Source organism: Allorhizobium sonneratiae, assembly GCF_023700755.1.
Lineage (GTDB): Bacteria > Pseudomonadota > Alphaproteobacteria > Rhizobiales > Rhizobiaceae > Allorhizobium > Allorhizobium sonneratiae.
The window spans coordinates 110,344-132,725 of sequence record NZ_JAMKOJ010000011.1 but is presented as its reverse complement, the minus strand read 5'-3'; the positions used below and the strand labels follow the sequence as shown (position 1 = coordinate 132,725).

General features: G+C 58.2%; 21 protein-coding genes. 10 read left to right on the top strand and 11 right to left on the bottom strand.

Translation table 11 applies throughout. From position 1 onward, the window contains the following. Positions 1-108 precede the first annotated feature (108 nt). Together NAC44_RS18270 and NAC44_RS18265 are read left to right on the top strand one after the other, a co-directional pair. Positions 109-384 carry a ribbon-helix-helix domain-containing protein gene (locus NAC44_RS18270; RefSeq protein ID WP_250942995.1) on the top strand — a complete coding sequence of 92 codons (276 nt, stop codon included), beginning with the start codon at positions 109-111 and terminating at the stop codon, positions 382-384. Between the two features lie 1,069 nt (positions 385-1,453). Continuing rightward, on the top strand, positions 1,454-1,849 hold the full coding sequence (locus tag NAC44_RS18265; RefSeq protein ID WP_250942994.1) for a hypothetical protein: 396 nt from the start codon (positions 1,454-1,456) through the stop codon (positions 1,847-1,849). 152 nt (positions 1,850-2,001) lie between these two features. On the opposite strand, the gene NAC44_RS18260 is transcribed toward NAC44_RS18265, so the two are convergent. From NAC44_RS18260 to pstS, 6 genes are all read right to left on the bottom strand, one after another. Next, the gene (locus tag NAC44_RS18260; RefSeq protein WP_338022104.1) at positions 2,002-5,613 is read right to left on the bottom strand and encodes an AsmA family protein; all 3,612 of its coding nucleotides are present in this window, start codon (positions 5,611-5,613) and stop codon (positions 2,002-2,004) included. Between the two features lie 121 nt (positions 5,614-5,734). Then, a complete protein-coding gene (locus tag NAC44_RS18255; RefSeq protein WP_250942992.1) occupies positions 5,735-7,141 on the bottom strand; it encodes an FAD-binding oxidoreductase in 1,407 nt (468 codons plus the stop codon). Between the two features lie 171 nt (positions 7,142-7,312). Beyond that, positions 7,313-8,149: a phosphate ABC transporter ATP-binding protein PstB gene (gene pstB / locus NAC44_RS18250; RefSeq protein WP_420839976.1), complete on the bottom strand. Its 837-nt coding sequence runs from the start codon at positions 8,147-8,149 to the stop codon at positions 7,313-7,315. Between the two features lies 1 nt (position 8,150). Further along, positions 8,151-8,999: a phosphate ABC transporter permease PstA gene (gene pstA, locus NAC44_RS18245; RefSeq protein WP_250942991.1), complete on the bottom strand. Its 849-nt coding sequence runs from the start codon at positions 8,997-8,999 to the stop codon at positions 8,151-8,153. A 10-nt stretch (positions 9,000-9,009) separates the two neighbouring features. Next, positions 9,010-9,987: a phosphate ABC transporter permease subunit PstC gene (gene pstC / locus NAC44_RS18240; protein WP_250942990.1), complete on the bottom strand. Its 978-nt coding sequence runs from the start codon at positions 9,985-9,987 to the stop codon at positions 9,010-9,012. Positions 9,988-10,247: 260 nt separating this feature from the next. Continuing rightward, positions 10,248-11,300: a phosphate ABC transporter substrate-binding protein PstS gene (gene pstS, locus NAC44_RS18235; protein ID WP_274706950.1), complete on the bottom strand. Its 1,053-nt coding sequence runs from the start codon at positions 11,298-11,300 to the stop codon at positions 10,248-10,250. Positions 11,301-11,613: 313 nt separating this feature from the next. Between pstS and NAC44_RS18230 the strand changes: the two genes are divergently transcribed. Beyond that, complete coding sequence (locus NAC44_RS18230; RefSeq protein ID WP_250942989.1) at positions 11,614-14,085, top strand: ATP-dependent helicase; 2,472 nt, start codon at positions 11,614-11,616, stop codon at positions 14,083-14,085. A gap of 6 nt (positions 14,086-14,091) precedes the next feature. On the opposite strand, the gene NAC44_RS18225 is transcribed toward NAC44_RS18230, so the two are convergent. From NAC44_RS18225 to NAC44_RS18215, 3 genes are all read right to left on the bottom strand, one after another. Then, positions 14,092-14,814, bottom strand: a complete 723-nt coding sequence (locus NAC44_RS18225; RefSeq protein ID WP_250942988.1) for a zinc-binding dehydrogenase — start codon at positions 14,812-14,814, stop codon at positions 14,092-14,094. A gap of 68 nt (positions 14,815-14,882) precedes the next feature. Next, complete coding sequence (locus NAC44_RS18220) at positions 14,883-15,080, bottom strand: hypothetical protein (RefSeq protein ID WP_250942987.1); 198 nt, start codon at positions 15,078-15,080, stop codon at positions 14,883-14,885. A gap of 44 nt (positions 15,081-15,124) precedes the next feature. Beyond that, complete coding sequence (locus tag NAC44_RS18215; protein ID WP_250942986.1) at positions 15,125-15,406, bottom strand: DUF6074 family protein; 282 nt, start codon at positions 15,404-15,406, stop codon at positions 15,125-15,127. A gap of 43 nt (positions 15,407-15,449) precedes the next feature. Here NAC44_RS18215 and NAC44_RS18210 point away from each other — a divergent pair, with 43 nt between their 5' ends. From NAC44_RS18210 to NAC44_RS18195, 4 genes are all read left to right on the top strand, one after another. Beyond that, positions 15,450-15,719 carry a hypothetical protein gene (locus NAC44_RS18210; RefSeq protein ID WP_250942985.1) on the top strand — a complete coding sequence of 90 codons (270 nt, stop codon included), beginning with the start codon at positions 15,450-15,452 and terminating at the stop codon, positions 15,717-15,719. Positions 15,720-16,004: 285 nt separating this feature from the next. Further along, entirely contained in the window at positions 16,005-17,186 is a 1,182-nt protein-coding gene (locus NAC44_RS18205) for an NEW3 domain-containing protein (RefSeq protein ID WP_250942984.1), read from the top strand. Then, entirely contained in the window at positions 17,183-18,121 is a 939-nt protein-coding gene (locus tag NAC44_RS18200) for an ABC transporter ATP-binding protein (protein WP_250942983.1), read from the top strand. The genes NAC44_RS18205 and NAC44_RS18200 overlap by 4 nt, the downstream gene beginning before the upstream one ends. Positions 18,122-18,149: 28 nt before the next feature. Continuing rightward, positions 18,150-19,064 carry an ABC transporter permease gene (locus NAC44_RS18195; RefSeq protein ID WP_338022101.1) on the top strand — a complete coding sequence of 305 codons (915 nt, stop codon included), beginning with the start codon at positions 18,150-18,152 and terminating at the stop codon, positions 19,062-19,064. Between the two features lie 29 nt (positions 19,065-19,093). Here the strand turns inward: NAC44_RS18195 and NAC44_RS18190 are convergent, their stop codons facing one another. Further along, entirely contained in the window at positions 19,094-19,480 is a 387-nt protein-coding gene (locus NAC44_RS18190) for a VOC family protein (protein ID WP_250942981.1), read from the bottom strand. A gap of 162 nt (positions 19,481-19,642) precedes the next feature. On the opposite strand from NAC44_RS18190, the gene pncA reads away from it, so the two are divergent. The 3 genes from pncA to panB all read left to right on the top strand — a co-directional run bounded on the left by pncA (position 19,643) and on the right by panB (position 22,030). Continuing rightward, complete coding sequence (pncA, locus tag NAC44_RS18185; RefSeq protein WP_250942980.1) at positions 19,643-20,272, top strand: bifunctional nicotinamidase/pyrazinamidase; 630 nt, start codon at positions 19,643-19,645, stop codon at positions 20,270-20,272. 67 nt (positions 20,273-20,339) lie between these two features. Next, a complete protein-coding gene (panC, locus tag NAC44_RS18180; RefSeq protein WP_250942979.1) occupies positions 20,340-21,212 on the top strand; it encodes a pantoate--beta-alanine ligase in 873 nt (290 codons plus the stop codon). Beyond that, positions 21,209-22,030 (top strand): 3-methyl-2-oxobutanoate hydroxymethyltransferase, encoded by an 822-nt coding sequence (gene panB, locus NAC44_RS18175; RefSeq protein WP_250942978.1) that lies wholly within the window; start codon positions 21,209-21,211, stop codon positions 22,028-22,030. The genes panC and panB overlap by 4 nt, the downstream gene beginning before the upstream one ends. A 9-nt stretch (positions 22,031-22,039) precedes the next feature. Here the strand turns inward: panB and NAC44_RS18170 are convergent, their stop codons facing one another. Beyond that, on the bottom strand, positions 22,040-22,288 hold the full coding sequence (locus NAC44_RS18170; protein ID WP_250942977.1) for a DUF2164 domain-containing protein: 249 nt from the start codon (positions 22,286-22,288) through the stop codon (positions 22,040-22,042). Positions 22,289-22,382: the final 94 nt, after the last annotated feature.

Sequence of the window (22,382 nt, the reverse complement as noted above, 5' to 3'; positions counted from 1 at the left end):
ACAGCTTTGAACAAGAGATCAGGCATTGCCAGTCTCGCCATAGGCACTACAGCGCCGTGCGTCAAATATGGCGCACGGCGCTGTAGTGCAGCCAGCAGGAAAAGGGTCATGATTGTCAAGCATTCCATTTCCCTCAGCGGACACCGTACCAGTTTTTCGCTGGAAGACGCCTTCTGGCAGGAAATCCGCCGGATTGCCGTTCATCGTAACATGACGGTTGCCGCCCTGATCGGCGAAATCGATGAAACCCGCCCGGTCGATTGCAATCTCTCTTCAGCCCTCAGGCTTTATGTTCTCGACTGGTTTCGTGGACAGGACGGAAGACGGGACACTATTCAGAACGCAGAGCCGAAGCCATCCTGCGACATGGCGCAAAAAAACTGAAATGCAGCCTCACATCCATAAAAGCGCGCACTGTTAAAGTACATTGCAGCTTTTCAGCCTCAGTCAACGTGCTTTAAGCGTTTGTTTTGCCGCATGTTCGTCATCGTTTTATTGAGGACAATAAAACACGACATACTTTAGAGCAGTATCCCGAGAAAAGTTTGAAACGGTTTTCCGTCCGGAAATGCAGAAAAACAAAGAGTTAGAGTATTTCACTGTTTCCTGGAAATGCACTCGTGCGAGATATCTTGATTTTTTAACCCTTGATTAACGATGTTCACAATCACGTCATAACTTATACATGTTTTAAAAGATAACAAATAATTAGCAATTGAGTCTTACCGTCATCCTGCAAAGGGTCAGGGAAGGCAGGTTTTTATTGATGGCAAAAGCCGGACCAACAGAAACCACAGGATCTATCACCTCAGTCTTTGCTCCCGGTTGACAGGTGATGCGTCCGGGACAGTGCGCAAGTGAATCGTGTCAGGCAATGAGTTTGCAGGAACGGCACGCTTGCAACCGAAAATGTAAAGCGCATTGCAGAAGGCCGGAAACAGGCAATGGGCTTTACAGCGCCGTGTGTTTTACCGCATGTCGCGTTTTATTGTCCTCAATAAAACGATAACGAACATGCGACAAAACAAAGGCTTAAAGCACGTTGACTGAGGCTGATAAGCCGAAACGTGCTTTAGCAACGCACACAGGACGCTTTCGCGATTTGAATTGCCCGAATGAGGAATCCTTGAACCGAAACCAGCTCAAGGAAACATGCAAGAGGGTTTGTCAAGGAAAACGGGTGTGGGTTTTCCCGAACAACAAACGCAAATATCAAGGGTCGAGCCTTCGCATGGTTCAGTTTGAACCCGGCGGAACATGGCGTTTATCTGGGGCGGTTGAGATAAACACCATTCTGACAGCCCGACCAGATCTTGATAACCGGGTACCGACACTCTTGGAGCGTTCCATAGTCATGGAAACACGGATACGCTCCAAGCTTTTATCATAACGCATTTCCGGTCGGAAAACCGTTTTTCACTTTTCCTGGAAATGCTCTAACGGGATATGGACAATGAGCTTTGCTATCTCTTCTCAAATGATGAACCCCATGATGATGCGCGGTATGGGCGGCATGGGTGGTATGGGTCCTATGGGCGGTATGCGTGGTATGGGCGGCATGCCTGAATTAGGCCAGGCTCCGACCAGCGCGACATCGACATCCGGTAGTGCAACAACCACAGATTCGTCTGCCAGCAGCACGACCGCAGCAAGCACCTCTGCTTCGACCGACAGCACAACAGCATCGGCCTCCACCACAGCAGCAGCATCAACGGATGCTTCCGCAACCTCCAGCACCAACGCTCCTGAAGGCTTTGAGGGTTTTGAAGGCAAGTTTCGGAACTTCGGTGGTGGAAGCATGGGTATGGGCGGCATGCCTCCCTTCGGTCAGCGCGAAATCTTCATCTGATCGTTGCGTTCAGCAGAGACGAATCGCTGCTGAATGAATTTCAAACCAACGCTGGTTTTAAACCATGATGCCGCTCTGCCATGATGGCACGGCGGTCGCGTTAGCCTCCCCGCACGCGGCACCTTATCCCATTCCTCCGCCATAACCCATTTTTATCGGACCGGCTCACCATTCGGAAGCGGCAGCGCAATACCGTTGGTCGTGCCGGAAACAGGCGGTTTCGGGCGAGACTGAATGGCCGCCTTTGCCGCAGCATCCGCAGCCCGCTTTTCTGCATCAGCCTTCGCGGCAGCGTCCAGACGTGCTTTTTTCAGCGCCGCATCCAGTGTCGCCTCACGGCGAAGCCGCTGCTTTTCCAGCACATTCGACTGCATCATCTCCACCTTCCGCCGCGCTCGATCCGCCGCCAGCAGGCTGAGATAATTGGCCATGTCAACAGTCTTCAGTTCAGGCCGGGCTGTGGTGAAAGGTCCTTTCAGCGACACATCGATGGACGGGGTCGCCCCCGCCACGGCGTCGTCACCGGCATCCCAGACAAGGGTCATCCCGGCATCGACCGTTCCCGCCAGAAGATCCGCCGAGGCATGGCCGGAGAGCGTAGCATTCTCCAATGTCTTTTGCTGATCCTGCACCGTCAGCCGGCCTTGAGCCAGAGTGAAGGGCAAGGTCATGGCGCCGATCACAGCAGGCTGGCGCGCCAGAAGCGGCGTCAGGACCCTGGCAACATCCGGCGCGGCGACCTCGCCTGTGGTATTGGCAAAGGCTGCCTTTACATCGGCCAAACTCTGCAGGTCAAAGTCAGGAATGCTGAGATCGCTCACCGAAATCCGGCCTGCCCCGCTGACGGCGTCGCTGAGGCTCTTCACGCTGTCACCGCTGCCTTCCATGGAGACATCGATATCCGCCTGCCCCTTGAGGCCACTGTCCTGACGCATCTTGGCAAGATCGATCTGCTTCACGGTGAGCTTGCCGCGCAAGAAGGCAAGCCCCTGATTGCTGGACAGCGACAGGCTGCCATTCGCCTTGCCATCGAGCCAGAGGCCGGAGAGACCATCAAGGGTCAAAGAGCCATTCGCCAGTCGCACATGGCCGCGCACCTTTTGTGCTTGCGGCAACAAACCGAGATCGAATCGGTCAGCTTCGAACTGAAGATCGAGATCGGGTCCGCCCCAGGCTGTGGTGGCAAGCGTCCGGGCTGACAGTTTGCCAGTCTCAGGGTCGTAAAGCGGACCGACAACCGTTGCTGCAAGCCACCCGAGAGCGGCATCATCGACATGCAGCCGACCGCTCAGCACCGGCGTGTCGGCGCCGCTGTTCAGCGTCAGATCGCCGGAAATCGCCTGCCCGGCAAGATGCCCCGTCAGCCCGGTCACATCCAGCCTGCCGTTCTGCCGTGACATTCCCGCCTGAAGCGAGACCGGCAGACCATCGGCCACGCCCGGAACGTTCGCCGCCGTCACCAGAAGCAGCGGCGCCATATCCGGCGATGTCAGATGCACCTGCCCTTTGCCATAGAGAAAATGCGCCGGATCGAGGCTTACATGTCCCTGCGCATCAAGCTTGCTGTCACCCGCGGAAAGCAGCAGCTTTGCCGATGCCGGGGCCTTGCCCTCCTGATCCAGCGTCACAGTCAGCGTGCCGGAACCGCCCAGCGACACGGGCAGAGGATTAAGGCCAAGCTGGCCCAGCAATGTCACGGCCTGCGGCGTGGTGGCGGTCAGACGATAGCTGCGTTTGGCGTCATCCAGCGGATCGAACAGGCTGTCCTGGCGCATGGAAACGTCCAGCGCCGTTCCATCGGTCTTACCTTTGAGATCAAGCTGCAGACCGCCATACTGGCTGTCACCGAAACGCGCATTGAGAGTCAGATCCGTTTTGCCAAACCAGCGGCCATTGGCCGCCATGGCCGTCAAAAGCGGCTGTGCCGGCCATTTGCGATGGACAAGATCTAGGAAGCCGCTCGCATTATCCGTCGCAAGCGTCACCTGTGCCGTCCCGGCATAATCAGCCAGCGAACCGGCGGCTTCGCCATGCGCTTCGATTTCAGCACCGGCCAGATCGCCGATCTTCAGACTGCGCACCGAAAAGCCGCCATTCTGATAGGTAAAAGCCGCGTTGACAGCATGGGCGGTCACATTTTCGGCGGTGAAGCTGCCCACTTTGATATCGCCGGCAATGTGATGCTGAAGCAGGGCGGCGGTGCTGTTGTCTCCGGCAATCAGTGAGGCAAGCGCGCGTCCGGCATCATAATCGAAAGCATTGCCATCAAGACTGAAGGACAGATCCGGAGCCCTGCCGTCCAATGCGGTCCGCTCCAACCGGCCATGCAGGCTGGCAGAGCCCATGGCCAGTTCCAGCCCATCGAAACGCTGCCGCTCAGCCGTCAGATCGACGTTGGCGGAAAAACCCAGCGTCGGCAATTGCCGAATGGCCGGATCAACCTTGCCCGACAGCCATCCGGCCAGTCCGGAGGGTTGGGTGGAGGCAACAAGAAGAGACCCCTTGAAAGAAGCATCGCCCCTCAATGTCAGCTTGCCGGAGGCTTCCACCCGCGTGCGCCCGGGAAATGTCGCCTGCGCCTTGTCCACCTGCCAGCCTGCACCATCCGGTTTCAGATCCAGCGTCACATCGCGAATGACCGTATCGCCGGCAATGATCGCCGGCAGCCTCAGGCTCGCCTGACCCGGAACCGCAGGAATGGGAATACGATCCATCACCGCAATCAGGCTCTCGATCCGCTGGCTGGCCGAGTTGGCAGGCAAGCGGCTGGTCTTGCCCTGAACCATGGTCGCCGCCAGCTGATCGACATTGATCTGCTGGCCATCCGCCGTCAGCAGGAATTGCGGCTTGCTGCCCGTATCCAGCCGCGCCTTACCGGTGATGACATAAGGCGCATCATCCGTGCCGATTTCCAGCCGATATTCCGGGATATCGAGATCGGTATTGGCCAGCGCGAACCTGCCTCTCACCCGAGGCGGCGGCAGCGTCTTGCCATTCAGATCCTGCATTTCGTCATGGCCGGATTGACGCATCACCGCATAAAAACTGCCCTTGAGGCCCGCATGACCATTGGTGAGCGACAGATCACCCGTCAGATCGACATCGACGGGATCGTTGCTCGGCGACAGATGCAGTTTTAAAGGAATAGCATGGGCAGCAGGCTCAGGCTGCAGGGTCGAAAGGGTAAACCGGCCTTTGGCCCCATCCAGCGCCCCCTCACCGCTCACCGTCCATGGACCGGCCAGCGAATCAGCCGAGAGCGTGGCATTGATGCCGCTCAGGTGGCGATCCTCTCCCGTCTGCTGATCGATGAGCGAAATGGAACCATCGGTGACCGTCACCTTTTCCAGAACGACCTTGCGGGCCGGCATGGAAGGCTGGCTGCCCACCAGCCAGTCAGGCCGTCCATCCGGCAGAATGCGCAGCCTGATCTCGGGTTTTTCCAGCCGCATGGCAAAAATCCGCGCCTCGCCGGACAGGAATGGCGCAAGCTCGGCATCCATGGAGAAACGCTCGACATGGGCCATGGTCTTGCCATCGGAGCCGGGGCCGACCGTCACGTCATTCAGTGTCACGGAGGGAAAAGGCAGGATGCGTGCCGAAACCGCGCCATGCACCACCACCTTCTTGCCGAGAATGCGGCTGGCCTGGTCCTCGAAATCCTTGCGGAAATCCGTCCAGTCAACGAAATAGGGCGCGATGAGCGCGGCAAACAACGCCACGACCACCAATCCTCCCAAGCCTATGAACAGCCTGCCGAACACCGTGAAGAGACTCCCTTTGCCGTTCCTGTCCGTTGTCTCGCCCAAGCAAAGCAGACATTTCAGATCAAGACATAAAGCATTGGGCTGAAATCTGAAAACGGCTTTTCATCTCAAGGCGCAATCAGCGGAAAATCTTGCCCGGATTAAACAGGTTATCCGGATCGAGCGCCTGTTTGATCTGCCGCATCACATCGATTGCCCCGCCAAGCTCGGCTTCGAGATAGCTCATCTTGCCCTGGCCAATGCCGTGCTCACCGGTGCAGGTGCCGTCCATGGCCAGCGCGCGCGCATTCAGGCGGGCGAGAAAGGCTTCGACCTTATCCACGTCCGTTTCATTGCTGGCATCGAAAAGCAAAAGGACATGAAAATTGCCGTCGCCAACATGGCCGACAATCGTCGCAAGCAGACCATGCCGGTCAAGATCGGCGCGCGTTTCCGCGACGCAATCGGCCAGTCTTGAAATCGGCACACAGACATCGGATGACAGGCCGCTCAACTCGGGCGCAAGCGCCCTGCCCGCCCAATAGGCATTGTGTCGCGCCTTCCACACCTGACTGCGCTCCTGCGGATCGGTGGTAAAGCGGAAACCTTCGCCGCCGAATTCCTGCTGAATCTCGTCGAACTGTGCCGCCTGCATGGCAACCGTTTCGGCACTGCCATGAAATTCCAGAAACAACGTCGGCTTTTCCTGCAAGGTCAGACCGGAATAGGCATTGCAGGCACGAATCTGCAAGGCATCGAGCAATTCGATCCGCGCCACCGGAATGCCCATCTGAATGGTGGTGATCACCGCATCGCAGGCCGATTTTTCATCAGCAAACGCAACAATGCCGCCACCGATCGCTTCCGGAATACCTTGAAGGCGCAGCGTCACCGATGTGATGATGCCAAGCGTTCCTTCCGAACCGACGAAAAGCCGGGTCAGATCATAACCCGCCGAAGATTTGCGCGCCCGGTGCGCGGTGCGGATTTCCTCGCCCTTGGCAGTCACCACGGTCAGCGCCAGCACATTGTCCTTCATCGTGCCATAGCGCACAGCATTGGTGCCGGAAGCGCGCGTTGCCACCATGCCGCCAATCGAGGCATTGGCACCAGGGTCGATGGGAAAGAACAGGCCTGTATCGCGCAGATAAGTATTGAGTGCCTCGCGGGTTACTCCCGGTTCTACCGTACAGTCAAGATCCTCGACATTGACGGCAAGAACCTTGTCCATCCGGCTGAAATCAATGGAAATACCGCCATTGGCGGCATTGACCTGTCCTTCCAGCGATGAGCCGGTGCCAAACGCCACCATCGGCACCTTGTGCTCGGCGCAGATCTGCACCACGGCCTGCACCTCGGCGCTGGTTTCCACGAACACAACGGCATCGGGCAATTGCGACGGCAGATAGGTGGTGGTGTGGGCATGCTGTTCACGGAAAGACTGACCGGTCTGGCATCGCTCGCCGAAGCGCTGTTTCAACTGCTCGACAGCACGCGGAATGCCCTCTTCATTGCGTGACCCTGCAATCACATCTTTCCTGCTCATCTCATCCTCCGGTATCAAGCGCGTCGAGTTCGACGACGCTTATACAACGGGCTTTTTCATCTCGCCATGCGTGCAGAGGGCACAAATGGATCTGCGGCAAAGGATCGCAACGCCTGAAACAAAAACGGCGAGGACATGCCTCGCCGCTCCATAATTCAGATCAACACTGGTTCAGCCGAAACGGCCGGTCACATAATCGCTGGTCTTCTGGTTCTTCGGCGCGCTGAAGATTTTTTCCGTCGTGTCGAATTCGACCATCTCGCCGAGATACATGAAAGCCGTATATTGCGATATGCGCGCTGCCTGATGCAGGTTATGCGTGACGATAGCAATGCAATATTGCGAGCGCAGGCTTTCGGTGAGTTCCTCGACCTTGCTGGTCGAGATCGGGTCAAGCGCCGAGGTCGGCTCATCCAGCAGCAGAACCGAAGGTTTCACCGCAATGGCGCGGGCAATACACAAACGTTGCTGCTGACCGCCGGACAGGCCAAGACCACTCTGATGCAGCTTGTCCTTGACCTCGTTCCACAAAGCCGCTTCGCGAAGTGCGGCCTCAACCCGGTCGTTCATCTCCGACTTCGACAGTTTTTCCGAAAGCCGGATGCCGAAAGCGATATTTTCATAAATCGACATCGGAAACGGCGTCGGTTTCTGAAACACCATGCCAACCTTGGCGCGAAGACGGTTCAGGTCTTCCGAAGATGTGAGAATATTGCGGCCATCCAGCAGCACTTCCCCTTCGGCCCGCTGACCGGGATAAAGGTCATACATACGGTTGAAGATGCGCAGCAGCGTGGACTTGCCGCAACCCGACGGACCGATGAAGGCCGTGACAGTCTTGTCACGCAGCGTCAGGTTCACGCTTTTCAGCACCTGATGACCGTTCTGGTAATGGAAGCAGAGGTTTTTGGTTTCAAGCTTCACCGGCCGCCCGATATCGGAAGGATTGAAAGCCTGCGCTGAGGCATTATTGCTTTCAGCATCAATTCCGGAACCCAACATGTTCATCCTAGTCCTCCTTGGAGAAGAGTGACGCCGAAGTCAGACTGCGTGCAAGTATGTTCAGCAGCAGGATCGTAAGCGTGATGAGAAGTGCGCCACCCCAGGCAAGGCTCTGCCAGTCTTCATAAGGGCTCATGGCGAATTGGAAAATCACAACCGGCAGGTTGGAAATCGGCTTGCTCAGATCCGAGGTCCAATACTGGTTGTTGAGTGCGGTGAACAGCAAGGGCGCCGTTTCGCCGCTGATGCGGGCAATGGCCAGCAGAATGCCGGTCAGCATCCCGCTGCGGGCGCTGCGCCAGATCACGGTCGTCATCACCTTCCACCGCGGCGCACCAAGGGCGGCTGCCGCTTCACGCATGGCATCCGGCACCAGCGCCAGCATATCCTGCGTCGTGCGGTTGACGACCGGAATGGCGATGAGACCAAGGGCGGCCGCCCCGGCGTAACCGGAGAAATGCTGGAAGGGCACGACAAGCAGCGTATAGATGAACAGGCCGATGATGATCGACGGTGCGGCCAGCAGGATATCGTTGATGAAGATCGCCACCGCACCAAGCTTGGTGCCACGGCCATATTCAGCCAGATAGGTTCCCGCCATGATCCCGATGGGTGTTGCCACGATCGTGGCCAGCATCGTCATCATGAAGGAGCCGTAAATGGCGTTGGCCAGACCGCCAGCCGAACCCGGCGGCGGCGTCATCTCAAGGAACAGCGAGGGTTTCATCGCCGAAAGGCCCTGATACAGCAATTCCCAGAGAATGGCGGCCAGCACGAAAATTCCAAGCGCAGCCGAAAAGACCGACAGAACCATAGCGATCCGGTTGACAATATATCGACGTGTAATGATCGACATGAAACTCTCCTCAGAACCGTTCGCTGCGACCGATGACCCACTTCGCCAGGGCGAGAACGCCGAAGGTGATGAAGAACAGGATCAGACCCAGAGCAACAAGGCTCGATGTGTACATACCGGACGTCGCCTCACTGAACTCATTGGCGATCGTTGCCGAAATCGTCGTGGCCGGAGCCAGAAGCGATGCCGCAATGCGGTGCGAGTTGCCAATAACGAAGGTGACCGCCATGGTTTCGCCAAGCGCACGTCCCAACCCCAACATCACACCGCCGATCAGACCGCGGCGCGTATAGGGTATGATGATGTAGAACACGACTTCCCAGGTTGTCATGCCCATGCCATAGGCCGATTCACGCAGGAGCACCGGAACCGTGGTGAACACGTCGCGGGTGATCGAGGTGATGAACGGCAGGATCATGATCGCCAGAACCAGGCCTGCCGTCAACATGCCAATACCATAAGGCGCGCCGTCGAACAGCACCTCCAGACCAGGAACATGGCCGAGGGTCGCGATCAGAAAAGGCTGCACTTTCGTTTGCATGATCGGCGCCAGAACGAAAAAGCCCCAGAGACCGTAAATGATGCTGGGAATGCCGGCGAGAAGCTCAATGGCCACACCAATCGGGCGGCGCAAAGGAATGGGGCAAAGCTCGGTCAGAAAGATCGCAATGCCAAAGCTGAGCGGAACACCGATAATCAGCGCGATCACCGATGTGACCAGCGTGCCGTAGATCGGCGCGGCAGCACCGTAAATATCCTTTGCCGGGCTCCAGCGCTCAGACCAGATGAACTCGATGCCGAGCGCGCGCCAGGCCGGAAGAGACTGCCACAGAAGAGAGAGAAAGACACCAAACAGCACCACCATGACCAGCATGGCGCACAACCAGGTCGTTCTGATGAAAATGGCGTCCTGAAGCCGCTGCCGCTTCGCCGCGGACAACACTTCGGGGCGATCGTGGGCGGACATGGACTGCTCGCTGATTGTCATGGACGGATTGTCTCCCGGAACTGTCGCGGCGTCATAAAACGAAACCGCGCCGACAGCAAAGAGCAGGGTCTCCCAATTATGTGGAAACAGCCTGCAGACCCCTCTTTAGCCTTGATCAGGTTTAGATTGAACCAGACAGGCTCTCAACTTCTTTGTTTCCGCTTGTCCTGATCTGGAAAATGGGTTTCCACTTTTCCTCAGACAAACTTCAAAAACTGGCAGCGGGTTTCACACCCGCTGCCACAAGGCCTTAAGCTGAATTACTTCGCGACGAAAACCGGCTTGCCATCGTGCTTGATGGTTTCGCTCCAGGACTTTTCGATCAGCGAAACGACGTTCTTCGGAATTGCAACATACTGCAGTTCCTTGGCTTCGCTTCCGCCATTCTTGTAAGCCCAGGAGAAGAACTTCAGAGCACCTTCGGCAGCCGCCACATCATCAGGGTTCTTGTGGATCAGAACCCAGGTCGAAGCAGCGATCGGCCAGCTCTTGTCGCCCGGCTGATTGGTGATGATCAGGTTGAAGTTCTTGGCATGCGCCCAGTCAGCATTGGAAGCGGCAGATGCAAAGGTTTCGAGCGACGGCTCAACAACCTTGCCGGCTTCGTTCTTCATCTTGGCATAGCCGAGCTTGTTCTGGATCACGTAAGCATATTCGTTGTAGCCGATGGCGCCAGCGGTCTGCTTGACCGTGTTGGCAACGCCTTCAGAACCCTTGGCGCCAACGCCGACAGGCCATTCGACAGCGGTGTCGGAACCAATCTTCGACTGCCATTCCGGCGAGATCTTGCTCAGATAGTTGGTGAAGTTGAAGGTGGTGCCGGAACCGTCAGCGCGGTGAACAACAACGATCGGCTGGTCGGGCAGCTTGATACCCTTGTTGAGGTCCTGGATTTCCTTGTCGTTCCACTTGGTGATCTGACCCATGTAGATCTTCTCGATGGTCTTGCCGTCGAGAACCAGTTCACCCGGCTTGACACCTTCGATGTTGTACATGGGAACAATGCCGCCCATGATCATCGGGAACTGGGTCAGGCCGTTCTTTTCCAGCTCTTCGTCGCTCAGCGGCTTGTCGCTGGCGCCAAAGGTCACGGTCTTGGCTTCAACCTGCTTGATACCGCCGCCGGAACCGATGGACTGATAGTTCAGAGCAACGCCCGTGCTCTTCTTATAGGCTTCGCCCCACTTGGAGAAGACCGGGTAGATGAAACTCGAACCTGCACCGGAAATATCAGCAGCAAAGCTTGCGCCAGCAAAACCCATGCTGAAAGCGGCAACCGTTGCGCTCATCGCGATTGTCTTGAAGAAGGTCATTGCACTAGTCCCTATTTTCGTCACGAAAGATTAGGCCGGATCGGCATGTAGGTGACACAACCAAGGCAACTAAGCCTCTTTCACGAAGCTTTTGTGACAATCGAATGTGACAATGCATTCCCAACCCGCCTTACGCCCGAAACTGGCAGAAAAACACGACAGCGGGATGACTGTTTCCCAAAAGAATACATGGGCTACAGGCAAACTTTACCACAGCTTATCGTGGCATTGCACGGTTGCCGCTACGACCGAGAGAGAATGAAACAAGAACATTATCTCTGGCCTTTCCAGCGAAAATAAGTAGATTGGCGCCATGACCCATGGATTCGACGATATTCCCTTCTTTGATGAGGAGCCCGCCCAGCGCAAACCCACAAGCCCTGAGCGCCCGGCGCAGACAGGCGGCATTGCCGCGCGCGCCATGGCTGCGCGTGACCGGGCCCGTGAGCCCGATTTTCTCTCCGGCCTCAATCCCGAGCAGCGCGAGGCGGTGGAAACGCTGGATGGCCCCGTTCTGGTTCTCGCAGGCGCCGGCACCGGCAAGACCAGGGTGCTGACGACGCGCATTGCCCATATTCTGGCCAGTGGCCGCGCCTTTCCCAGCCAGATCCTGGCCGTCACCTTCACCAACAAGGCAGCGCGCGAAATGAAGGAGCGTATCGGCCATCTCGTCGGTGGCGCGGTGGAGGGCATGCCCTGGCTCGGCACCTTCCACTCCATCGGCGTCAAGCTTCTGCGCCGTCACGCGGAACTGGCCGGACTGACCTCGGATTTCACCATTCTCGATACGGACGATGTGGTCAGGCTGATCAAGCAGATCATTCAGGCCGAAGGCATTGACGACAAGCGCTGGCCGGCCAAGCAGTTTGCCGCCATGATCGACGGATGGAAGAACAAGGGTCTCGATCCGGCGCAGATCCCGGAAGGCGATGCCCGCGCCTTTGCCAATGGCAAGGGCCGCGAGCTTTACGCCGCCTATCAGAACCGGCTGAAAAGTCTGAACGCCTGCGATTTCGGCGACCTTCTCCTGCATCCGATCCGCATTTTCCGCGCCCATCCGGATGTGCTGAAGGATTATCACCAGCGCTTCCGTTATATTCTGGTCGATGAGTATCAGGACACCAACACCGCCCAATATATGTGGCTCCGGCTTCTGGCGCAGCGACCGGCCTCCCCCTCTGGCGCAAGCCAGGTCAATCTCTGCTGCGTCGGCGATGATGACCAGTCGATCTATGGCTGGCGCGGCGCGGAGGTGGACAATATCCTCCGCTTCGAGAAGGATTTTCCCGGCGCGAAGGTGATCAAGCTGGAGCGCAATTATCGCTCGACCGAACATATTCTCGGCGCAGCCGGTCATCTGATTTCTCATAATGAGGGGCGTCTCGGCAAAACGCTCTTTACCGATCGTACCGATCCGGACGATGAAAAAGTGGTCGTTCACGCCGCCTGGGATTCGGAAGAGGAAGCCCGCGCCGTCGGCGAGGAAATCGAACAGATTCAGCGCAAGAGCCACAAGCTGAATGATATGGCCATTCTGGTGCGCGCCTCCTTCCAGATGCGCGAATTTGAAGACCGTTTCGTCACACTCGGGCTGAATTACCGGGTCATCGGCGGCCCGCGCTTTTACGAGCGGCTGGAAATCCGCGATGCCATGGCCTATCTGCGGCTTGTGTGCCAGCCGGCCGACGATCTCGCCTTCGAGCGGATTATCAACACGCCGAAACGGGGACTGGGCGACACCACGGTGCGCGCACTGCATGATTATGCCCGTGCCCGCGACATTCCCATGCTGGCGGCGGCCGCCGACATCATGGAAACCGACGAGCTGAAGCCTCGCGCACGCAAGGCGCTGTTCGATGTGGTGGCGGATTTCCGCCGCTGGCAGGGCCTGTTGGACAACACGCCGCATACGCAACTGGCCGAACAGATTCTCGATGAGAGCGGCTATACCGCCATGTGGCAGAACGACAAATCGGCGGAAGCGCCCGGGCGCCTGGAAAACCTGAAGGAACTGATCCGCTCGATGGAAGCCTTCGAGAGCCTGCGCGGCTTTCTCGAACATGTGTCGCTGGTGATGGATGCCGAGCAGAATGAAGACCTCGACGCCATCTCGATCATGACGCTGCATTCGGCCAAAGGGCTGGAATTCGAGACGGTGTTTCTGCCCGGCTGGGAGGAAGGCCTGTTTCCGCATCAGCGCTCACTGGATGAGGGCGGACGTGCGGGGCTGGAGGAAGAGCGGCGGCTGGCCTATGTCGGCATCACCCGCGCCAAACGCCGCTGCCACATCTGGTTCGTCTCCAACCGGCGCATTCACGGGCTCTGGCAATCGACCATGCCATCGCGCTTTCTCGATGAGCTGCCGCCCTCCCATGTCGAGGTGGCGGAAGTCGAGACCAGCTATGGCGGCTATGGACGCGGCGGCTACGGCCAGTCGCGTTTCGACAAGGCCGATCCTTTTGCCAATTCCTATGCGACACCGGGCTGGAAACGGGCACAGCAGAACAAAAGCGATGCCACCCGCGACAATTGGGGCAGCCGCTCCGGCCACGCGGTGGAGCGCATCGGCTATGGCGAAAGCGGTCCACGCGGGCGGATGATCGAGGGCGAACTGGTGGCAAAATCGGCCACTGCCGAGCCCTCGAAATTTGCCGTCGGTGACCGCGTTTTCCATATCAAGTTCGGCAATGGCAATGTCGCTGGCGTCGAAGGCAACAAGCTGACCATCGACTTCGACCGCGCCGGGCAAAAGCGCGTGCTGGACGGATTTGTCGAGCGGATTTGAGCAAATCTATCCCATCATCAGGATCGGCTTTTCCAAACGCTGCGGCTGGTTGAAAAAATCAAGCGCCGCCTTCCAGTCCGCCAAGGCAAAACGGCGCACCGGTGGGAGGTGGTCTTCAGTCAGTTTTGCCCATATCTCCTGAAACCAGCCCTGCCAGATGTCCGGCGTCAGGGTGGCAAAATGATCGCGAATGTGAAAACGGCGAAGCCTGGTCATATCGGTGGCCACAATCGGTTGTGATGACAGAAGCCCGTAGGAGACCATTTGCGCTTGTGCCCGCATGACGGAGAGGATGGCACCTGCCAGATCGCCGCCGACAGCATCGAAAACCAGATCGGCTTTTCTGGCTGCGCCAAGCACGGCCTGCCGATCCTCGTTGAGGATCGGCACCATGCCATGATCTGCAACATGCTGAAACTGTGACCGCGTCCGGCAGACGCCGTAAATCCTGTGCGCCGCCTGCCCCCACCTTGCAAGCAGGCCGGCGCAGGTCGAAGTCGCAGCAGTCAGCATGACGATCTGGCCTGCGACCGGCCAGCGGCTCAACATCAAATGCGCAGCCAAAGGATTGATATAGGCCCGGGCGGCCAGATGATCGGCAAGACCATCGGGAACGGGTATAGCCCAGGCAGGATCGCAATCGACGATATCCTGCCACGTTCCCACAGACTTCAGGGGAAGAACAGCGCGTCCCAGCAGGTGATGATGGCTTGCAGGGCTAACCACCACGATGCTACTGCATAATTCCTTAAATCGGAATCGATTTAAGGTGAAAATTATGCAGCAGATTAAAAGTGTTACAGCGACCTTTGTGCGCCATATTTGGCGCACGGCGCTGTAACGCCCTCATAACCGGCCATCATCGGCGGCGTAATACGGTGTCCGTAAGCGCCGGTGATCGGGATAAGATCGGAAGGATTGATGCCAGACGCCAGCATCCGAACCCGCATGACATTGTGCACCAAAGGTGGCAGCTCTGTGAGTTCAAGCTGCAACACCCTCCCGGGCGGACCGAACTGGCGATAGAGGAGCGCGCGGCTCAGCCACGCCGTTCCTTGTTGTGATGCATCCACATCAGTTCCATCTGCACGGAATTCTGAAACTGCAGAATTTCCTCACGCATCTGCTCTGCCGGGCAGCCGAGATCGAGAAGTTCGGCGCCGAGCGCCTTGCATGTCTTGCGCCAGAAGATATTGGCGTCCTCGCCATTCAGCCGGTCGAGTTCGATGGCGGACTGGCGCACCAGCCCGCGACGGCTGGCCAGAGGGAAAATCGCAATCGAGGACGGAGCGGACTGGGACTGAACTGCAACTTTACTCATACGAACCATCCTCTGTTAACCTGATTCGTTTTTTACCTCCCTCATGGTTAAGGTTTGGTTTGCAGCAACAAGACAATTTTCCGGGATTTGTTCCATAAGGAGAAAGGAGCCGGTTTCCGAACCGCCTTTTCAGCCTGAAAAACCAGAGTTTTGCCGAGCGACAGACGCTGTAGCCGCAGGTCTTCGTCATGATCACAGAAATGGCACGGCCTGTGATGAGCTTCAGTCTTTTGCGCTTCAGATCATTGAGCGCAGGGATTTTGATATCCAGCAAAACACCATTCAGGATCACCGCATAACGGTTCGCGAGTGAGACCGGGGAAGGCTCGACAAAAGCGCGGATCAAGGCGCATGTACGTGGGCTAAAAACGTCAGGAATACGGCTTCAAAGAGACTGCACATTTGCATCAAGTGCAGAAATTCCTACCCATCACCCCGGCTCAACCTCATTCAAAAGCCTGAGAGATGGGCGTTTCAAGCAAATTTTGTCCGATTTATGTCGCGTTTTCTCACCATTTTTCTCATGCACGCCGCAGTCCTCCGGTCGCGGGGCCTGCCTTCAAAACAACGGAATAATGTCATAATTCGGGAGTGATGCATGGTTTCTCCGTCTCGCCTGTCCCCGGCGCTTCTTCTCGCCGGCGGTCTCGTTCTGTCTGCGTTTCCGGCCTTTGCCGCTGATACCGGCGCGAACCTCACCGGCCTCTGGCTGACCACGGATTATCCGGCGCTCACCGAAAATATCGGTCAGGAAGCCACGCTGTCGGTTGAACTGACAAACAAGAATGCGCCACCCGAGCGGGTGAATTTCGACGTGCATGGCCTGCCCGCCGGCTGGTCCTGGCAGCTTCTGGGCAGCGGCAAGCCGGTAACGGCGGCCATGGCTGGTCCGAACCAGTTCCGCGACATGGATCTGAAGATCACCCCGGCCAAGGATGCCAAACCCGGCGATTACAAATTCACGCTCGTTGGCAATACCAGCACCAATCAGACGCTGTCCCTGCCGCTTGACGTCACGCTTGCTGCGGCCAAACCGGAAAAGCTGACGCTGTCCTCCACCCTCCCCGCCTTGCGCGGCACGCCCAAATCCAGCTTCAGCTATGACATCGCCATCCACAATGACAGCACCCGCGCCAATACGGTCAACCTGATCAGCCAGACGCCGCCCGGCTTTTCCGCCAGCTTCACCGAGCAATATGGCTCGCAACAACTGACCAGCCTGCCGCTCAAGCCCGGCGAGACCAAGACGGTCAAGGTCACGGTCAAGCCGCCGGAAGACGTGGCGGCGGGCAAGTATCCGGTGACAATCGGCGCGCAAGACCCCAAGGTCCAGGGCAATACCCAGGTTGTGCTGGACATTACCGGTCAGCCGGGCCTGTCGCTTGATGCCGCCGATGAGCGGCTTTCCGGCAGCGCCGAGGCCGGCAAGGAAAAGAGCTTCAAATTCACCGTCACCAATACCGGCACCGCCCCGGCGCATGGGATCAGCGTGTCCGCCGATGGCCCCTCGGGCTGGACGCTAACGGCCAATCCCGCCAAGATCGATGAAATCATGCCCGGCGCGAAACAGACCGTCTCTGTTGCCATGACCCCGTCCAACAAGGCGATTGCCGGCGATTACATGGTCAATGTCCGCGCCAATGGCGATGGTCTGTCCGACAGCCAGCAGTTCCGCATCACCGTCACCACTTCCACCCTCTGGGGTGCAGCCGGTCTCGGCATCATTGGCGCGGCTGTCGTGGTTCTGGCCTTTGCCGTGACAAGGTATGGCCGTCGATGACAGAGATCGTGATCGAAACCAAGGGCTTGACCAAGCGCTACGGCAAGTTTCCCGCCGTGGACGGGCTTGATCTGACCATCAGGCAGGGCGAGGTTTTCGGCCTGCTGGGACCGAACGGGGCGGGAAAAACCACCACCATCCTGCTGCTGCTCGGCCTGACCGAACCCACCGGCGGCAGTGTCAAAGTGCTGGGCGAAGACCCGCTGCGCAACCCGCTGGCGGTTAAGAAGCGCGTCGGCTATCTGCCGGATGCCGTCGGCTTTTATGACGGCATGACAGCGCGGGAAAACCTCTCTTACACCGCAAGGCTTGCCGGCATTGCCCGGCCCGAGGCGCAAAAGCGCATCGACAAGGCTCTGGAAACCGTGCGGCTCACCGCCAGCCGCAACAAGCGCGTCTCCACCTTTTCGCGCGGCATGCGCCAGCGTCTCGGCATTGCCGATCTTCTGGTCAAGCAATGCGAACTGGCAATTCTGGACGAACCAACCTCCGGTCTCGATCCGCAATCGACGCAGGAACTGCTGGAACTGATCCAGAAGCTTGCCCGCGAAGGCATGACCATCGTGCTGTCCTCGCATCTGCTCGGCATGGTGCAGGCCATCTGCTCGCGGGTGGCGCTGTTCAATGCCGGCAAGGCGGCGCTGGTCGGGCGGGTGGATGAGCTGGCGGGTCAAGTGCTCGGCGGCTCCTATATCATCCAGCTCGAGGCCGATGGCTGCAATGCCCTGGAGATTGCCGCCCGTGTGGAAGGTGTCAGTCAGGTCACACCGTCCGGCTCGGGGCTGATCCGCATCGACGCCTCCCATGATGTGCGCTCAGCGGTGGCCGAAGCCATCGTCAGGGCGGGCGGGGCATTGAAACAGATGTCGATGGACCGCTCCAGCCTCGATGAAGTCTATGTCCGGTATTTCGAACAGGTGCATCATGCGGCGTGAAGGCTCTCCATTCACAGGCTTGTCAACCGTGGCGCTGAAGGAATCCGCCGATCATATGGTCAGTTCCCGCATGCATCTGGTGATGCTGCTGGTGCTTCTGACCGCGCTCGGCTCGGTTTATGGCGCCATCGGCCAGATCAAGGATACGGTCGGACAGGACCCTTTCCTGTTTCTCAGACTGTTCACCACGGCACGCGATCCGCTGCCCTCTTTCGTTGCCTTTCTCGGCTTTCTTCTGCCGCTGATCGGCATTGCGCTGGGCTTCGATGCGATCAACGGCGAATATAACCGCCGCACCATGAGCCGCATTCTCTCCCAGCCGATCTATCGCGACGCGCTGCTGGCGGGAAAATTCCTCGGTGGGCTGCTCGTCATCGGCATCTGCCTGCTGACGCTGTGGCTGCTGGTGACCGGCATGGGCATCCTGACCATGGGGCTTCCGCCATCCACCGAGGAAGTGCTGCGCGGACTGGCCTTCCTGCTCGCCTCGCTGTTTTACGCAGGCGTGTGGCTGGCGGTATCCATGCTGTTTTCCACGCTGTTTCGCGCCCCTGCAACCTCGGCGCTCGCCGCGCTCACCCTGTGGCTGGTGCTGACGCTGTTCTGGGGCATGATCGCGCCGCTGGTCGCCTCGGCGATTGCCCCGGTCGATCCCTATAATCCGATGACCATGGTGCATCAGGCAGCCATCGGCCAGGATATCGCCCGGATTTCACCGGCAACGCTTTATCAGGAAATCATTCAGGCGCTGCTCAATCCGCAAACCCGCACCTTCGGTCTCGTCTTCCTCAGCCAGTTGCAGGGGGCGCTGATGGGCGCACCACTGCCCTTCGGCCAGAGTGCCCTGTTGATCTGGCCGGAACTGTGCGGGCTGATTGCCGCGATGATCGTCATCTACACCATCGCCTATGTCAGTTTTCAGCGACAGGAAATACGGGCATAACCATGAAGAAGGCCGGGAAACCGGCCTTCTCACTCTTTCGCCTGCGGTAAACGCCAGGGCGGAAAACGCCGGTTCGAACCGGCATGATAAAGACAAAGGCGGTTGCCGGACGGATCGGAAAACCGGGCTTCACGCCAGAGCCAGCTTTCATCCCGAGGCTCCGTATCAAAGAGAATGCCCCGCGCCTTCAGCGCCTCACAGTGACGATCCACATCCTCGACCTCGAAATAGAGAACCGCATGACTGATCACCGGCGTATCGGCGCGATGGATCGAGAGGGTGGTTGATCCGGAGGGCAGCTCAAAGCGCGCATAGCGGCCTTCGCTCAGCACGATCAGCGTCAATCCAAGCCTCTGGTAAAATGCCAGCGACGCATCGAAATCGGCGGCCTCCAGCGTGATTTGATTGATATCCATCATCAATGTCCTTTTACAATCAGAAGGACTGAAACCATAAAACCTCAAGCCAAGTTGAGGTCAAGTATCGAATTCGAAACGACGTCCCCCCTTGAACCCTGCCGCACATCTTGCCATCTTCCCTGCATGAAAAAGGCCTGCATGAAAAAGGAAAGGCATATCATGACCAAGGCGCTGCTGATCATCGATCTCCAGAACGGGTTTTGCCCCGGCGGCCATCTGCCGGTGGCGGAAGGCGATCAGGTGGTGCCGGTGGCCAACCGGCTGATGAAAAGCGGCCATTATGATGTGATCATCGCCTCGCAGGACTGGCATCCTGACAATCACGGCAGCTTTGCCTCGCAGCATCCGGGCCGCAAGGTGTTCGAGCTTGGCGAGCTTTCGGGCAAGCCGCAGATGATGTGGCCGGATCATTGCATCCAGGGCACGCAAGACGCCGAGTTTCATCCCGATCTTGCCGTGAGCCTGATCGATTTCGTCCAGCGCAAGGGTGAAGATCCCGCCATCGACAGCTATTCGGCCTTTCGCGACAATGACAAGAATGCGCTGACCGGGCTTGACCGCTGGCTGAAGGACAAGGGCGTGCGTGAACTCGATATCATGGGCCTTGCCACGGATTTTTGCGTGAAATTTTCCGCCCTTGATGCGCGCAACCTCTTGCCCGGCGTCAGCGTGCGGCTGATCACGGATGGCTGCCGGGGCATCGATCCGCAAACGGTTGCCGCTGCCATTGCCGAGATGACGGCGGCAGGCGTGGTGCCGATTACCAGCGACACCATTCTCTCCTCCTGATGATGAGATTGATTTCCCGGCCTTCAGTCTTTATGTCCCTTGCGTAATTGAGGATGGAGGCACTGATATGGAAACCCTGACAACAATCGCCGCCTTGCGCGCGCGGCTGCGGGAAAAGCGCATGACCGGCGCCTCCGTCGGTTTCGTTCCCACCATGGGCTATCTGCATCAGGGCCATCTGGCGCTGGTCAACAAAGCCCGCAGCGAAAACGATGTGTCCGTCGTGTCGATTTTCGTCAATCCGCTGCAATTCGGCAAAAACGAGGACCTCGCCCGCTATCCGCGCGATCTTGCCCGCGACAGCGCGTTGCTTGAACAGGCAGGTGTCGATTTTCTCTTCGCCCCCGAGGTTGAGGAGATGTATCCGCGCCCGATGGAAACGGTAGTCGATGTGGCGAGCCTTGGCGCAGAGCTGGAAGGGGCTGCCCGTCCCGGCCATTTTGCCGGTGTCGCAACCGTGGTGACCAAGCTTTTCAACATCGTCCAGCCGGATGCCGCCTATTTTGGCGAAAAAGACTATCAACAGGTCGCCATCATCCGGCGCATGGTCGAAGATCTTGCCCAGCCGGTGCGCATCGTGCCGGTCGCCACCGTGCGCGAGGCCGATGGTCTGGCCTGCTCGTCGCGCAATGTCTATCTCACTGCAGATGAGCGCCGCGCCGCAACCATTCTACCCCGCGCGCTGGACGAGGCGGAAAGGCTGGCACAGTCCGGTCTCAACGATCCCGCCGAGATGGAAGCGCGGCTTTCAGCCTCCATCGCCACCGAACCGCTTGCCAGACCAGAGATCGTTGCGGTGCGCCATCCGCAAAGCCTGATGCCGCTCAAGCATTTGCAGGAGGATTTTCTCGTGCTGCTCTATGTCCGGCTCGGCGAGACAAAGCTCCTCGACAACCGCGTCATCCGTCTTGAAGCATCCCGTCAGGAGGCCGCCGAATGAGCGCCCCCACCCGACAGAAACGCCTCTCCACCGCCGATATCTCAAGCCTGAAAGGCAAGCAGCCCATCGTGTCGCTGACCGCCTATACCACGCCGATGGCACGGCTTCTCGATGCCCATTGCGATCTGCTTCTGGTCGGTGACAGTCTCGGCATGGTGCTTTACGGGCTGGAGAGCACGCTCAGCGTCACCATGGAGATGATGATTGCCCATGGACAGGCGGTCATGCGGGGAGCAAGCCGGGCCTGCGTCATCGTCGACATGCCTTTTGGCTCCTATCAGGAATCGAAGGAACAGGCCTTTCGCAATGCCGCCCGCATCCTGCAAGACACCGGCTGCGATGGCATAAAGCTCGAAGGCGGGGCGGAAATGGCCGAGACGGTTGCCTTTCTCGTGGCGCGCGGCGTGCCGGTGCTCGGCCATGTCGGGCTGATGCCGCAGCAGGTCAACACGGCGGGCGGCTATCGCTCCAAGGGCCATGATGCGGCAGAAGCCGATAAAATCCGCCGCGATGCCAAGGCCATTGGCGAAGCCGGTGCCTTTGCCGTGGTCATCGAAGGCACGGTCGAGCCGCTGGCGCGCGACATCACCGCCACCCTCGCCTGCCCGACCATCGGCATCGGCGCGTCCGGCGCCTGCGACGGGCAAATCCTCGTCTGCGACGACATGCTCGGCCTGTTCAACGATTTCAAGCCGCGCTTCGTCAAACGCTATGCCAATCTGGCAGGCGATGTCTCACAGGCGGTGGCAACCTATGCCGATGAGGTCAGGACACGGCAGTTTCCGGGGCCGGAACACGTGTTTCAGGTGAAAAAGTAACGCTGAAACTTACAGCGCCACCGGCTTTTCAAGCAGATAGAGAGCGTCGTTAAACCTTTCGATCTGCTCTGCCAAAAGAGCCTGCGCATCGTGAAGACCACGATTGTAATAGAGTGCCGCCAGTTTCCCGGCCATGAACTGCAACAGGCTCTCTGCCTCGAAGCGGCCAAGCTCAAGATCATGTTCCGCCAGAAGATGCGCCTGCACATCCGCAAGCAACCGCGCCATCTCTGGCCTTGAAAAATCAAATGCTGTCATCGCCGCCGTTCCTTTCCTTCAAGACCCCCTCACCCAGAAGCTGATATTTCACCGGATGAAATCATTGGATCAAGCTTATTGGTTTGATGCCTGG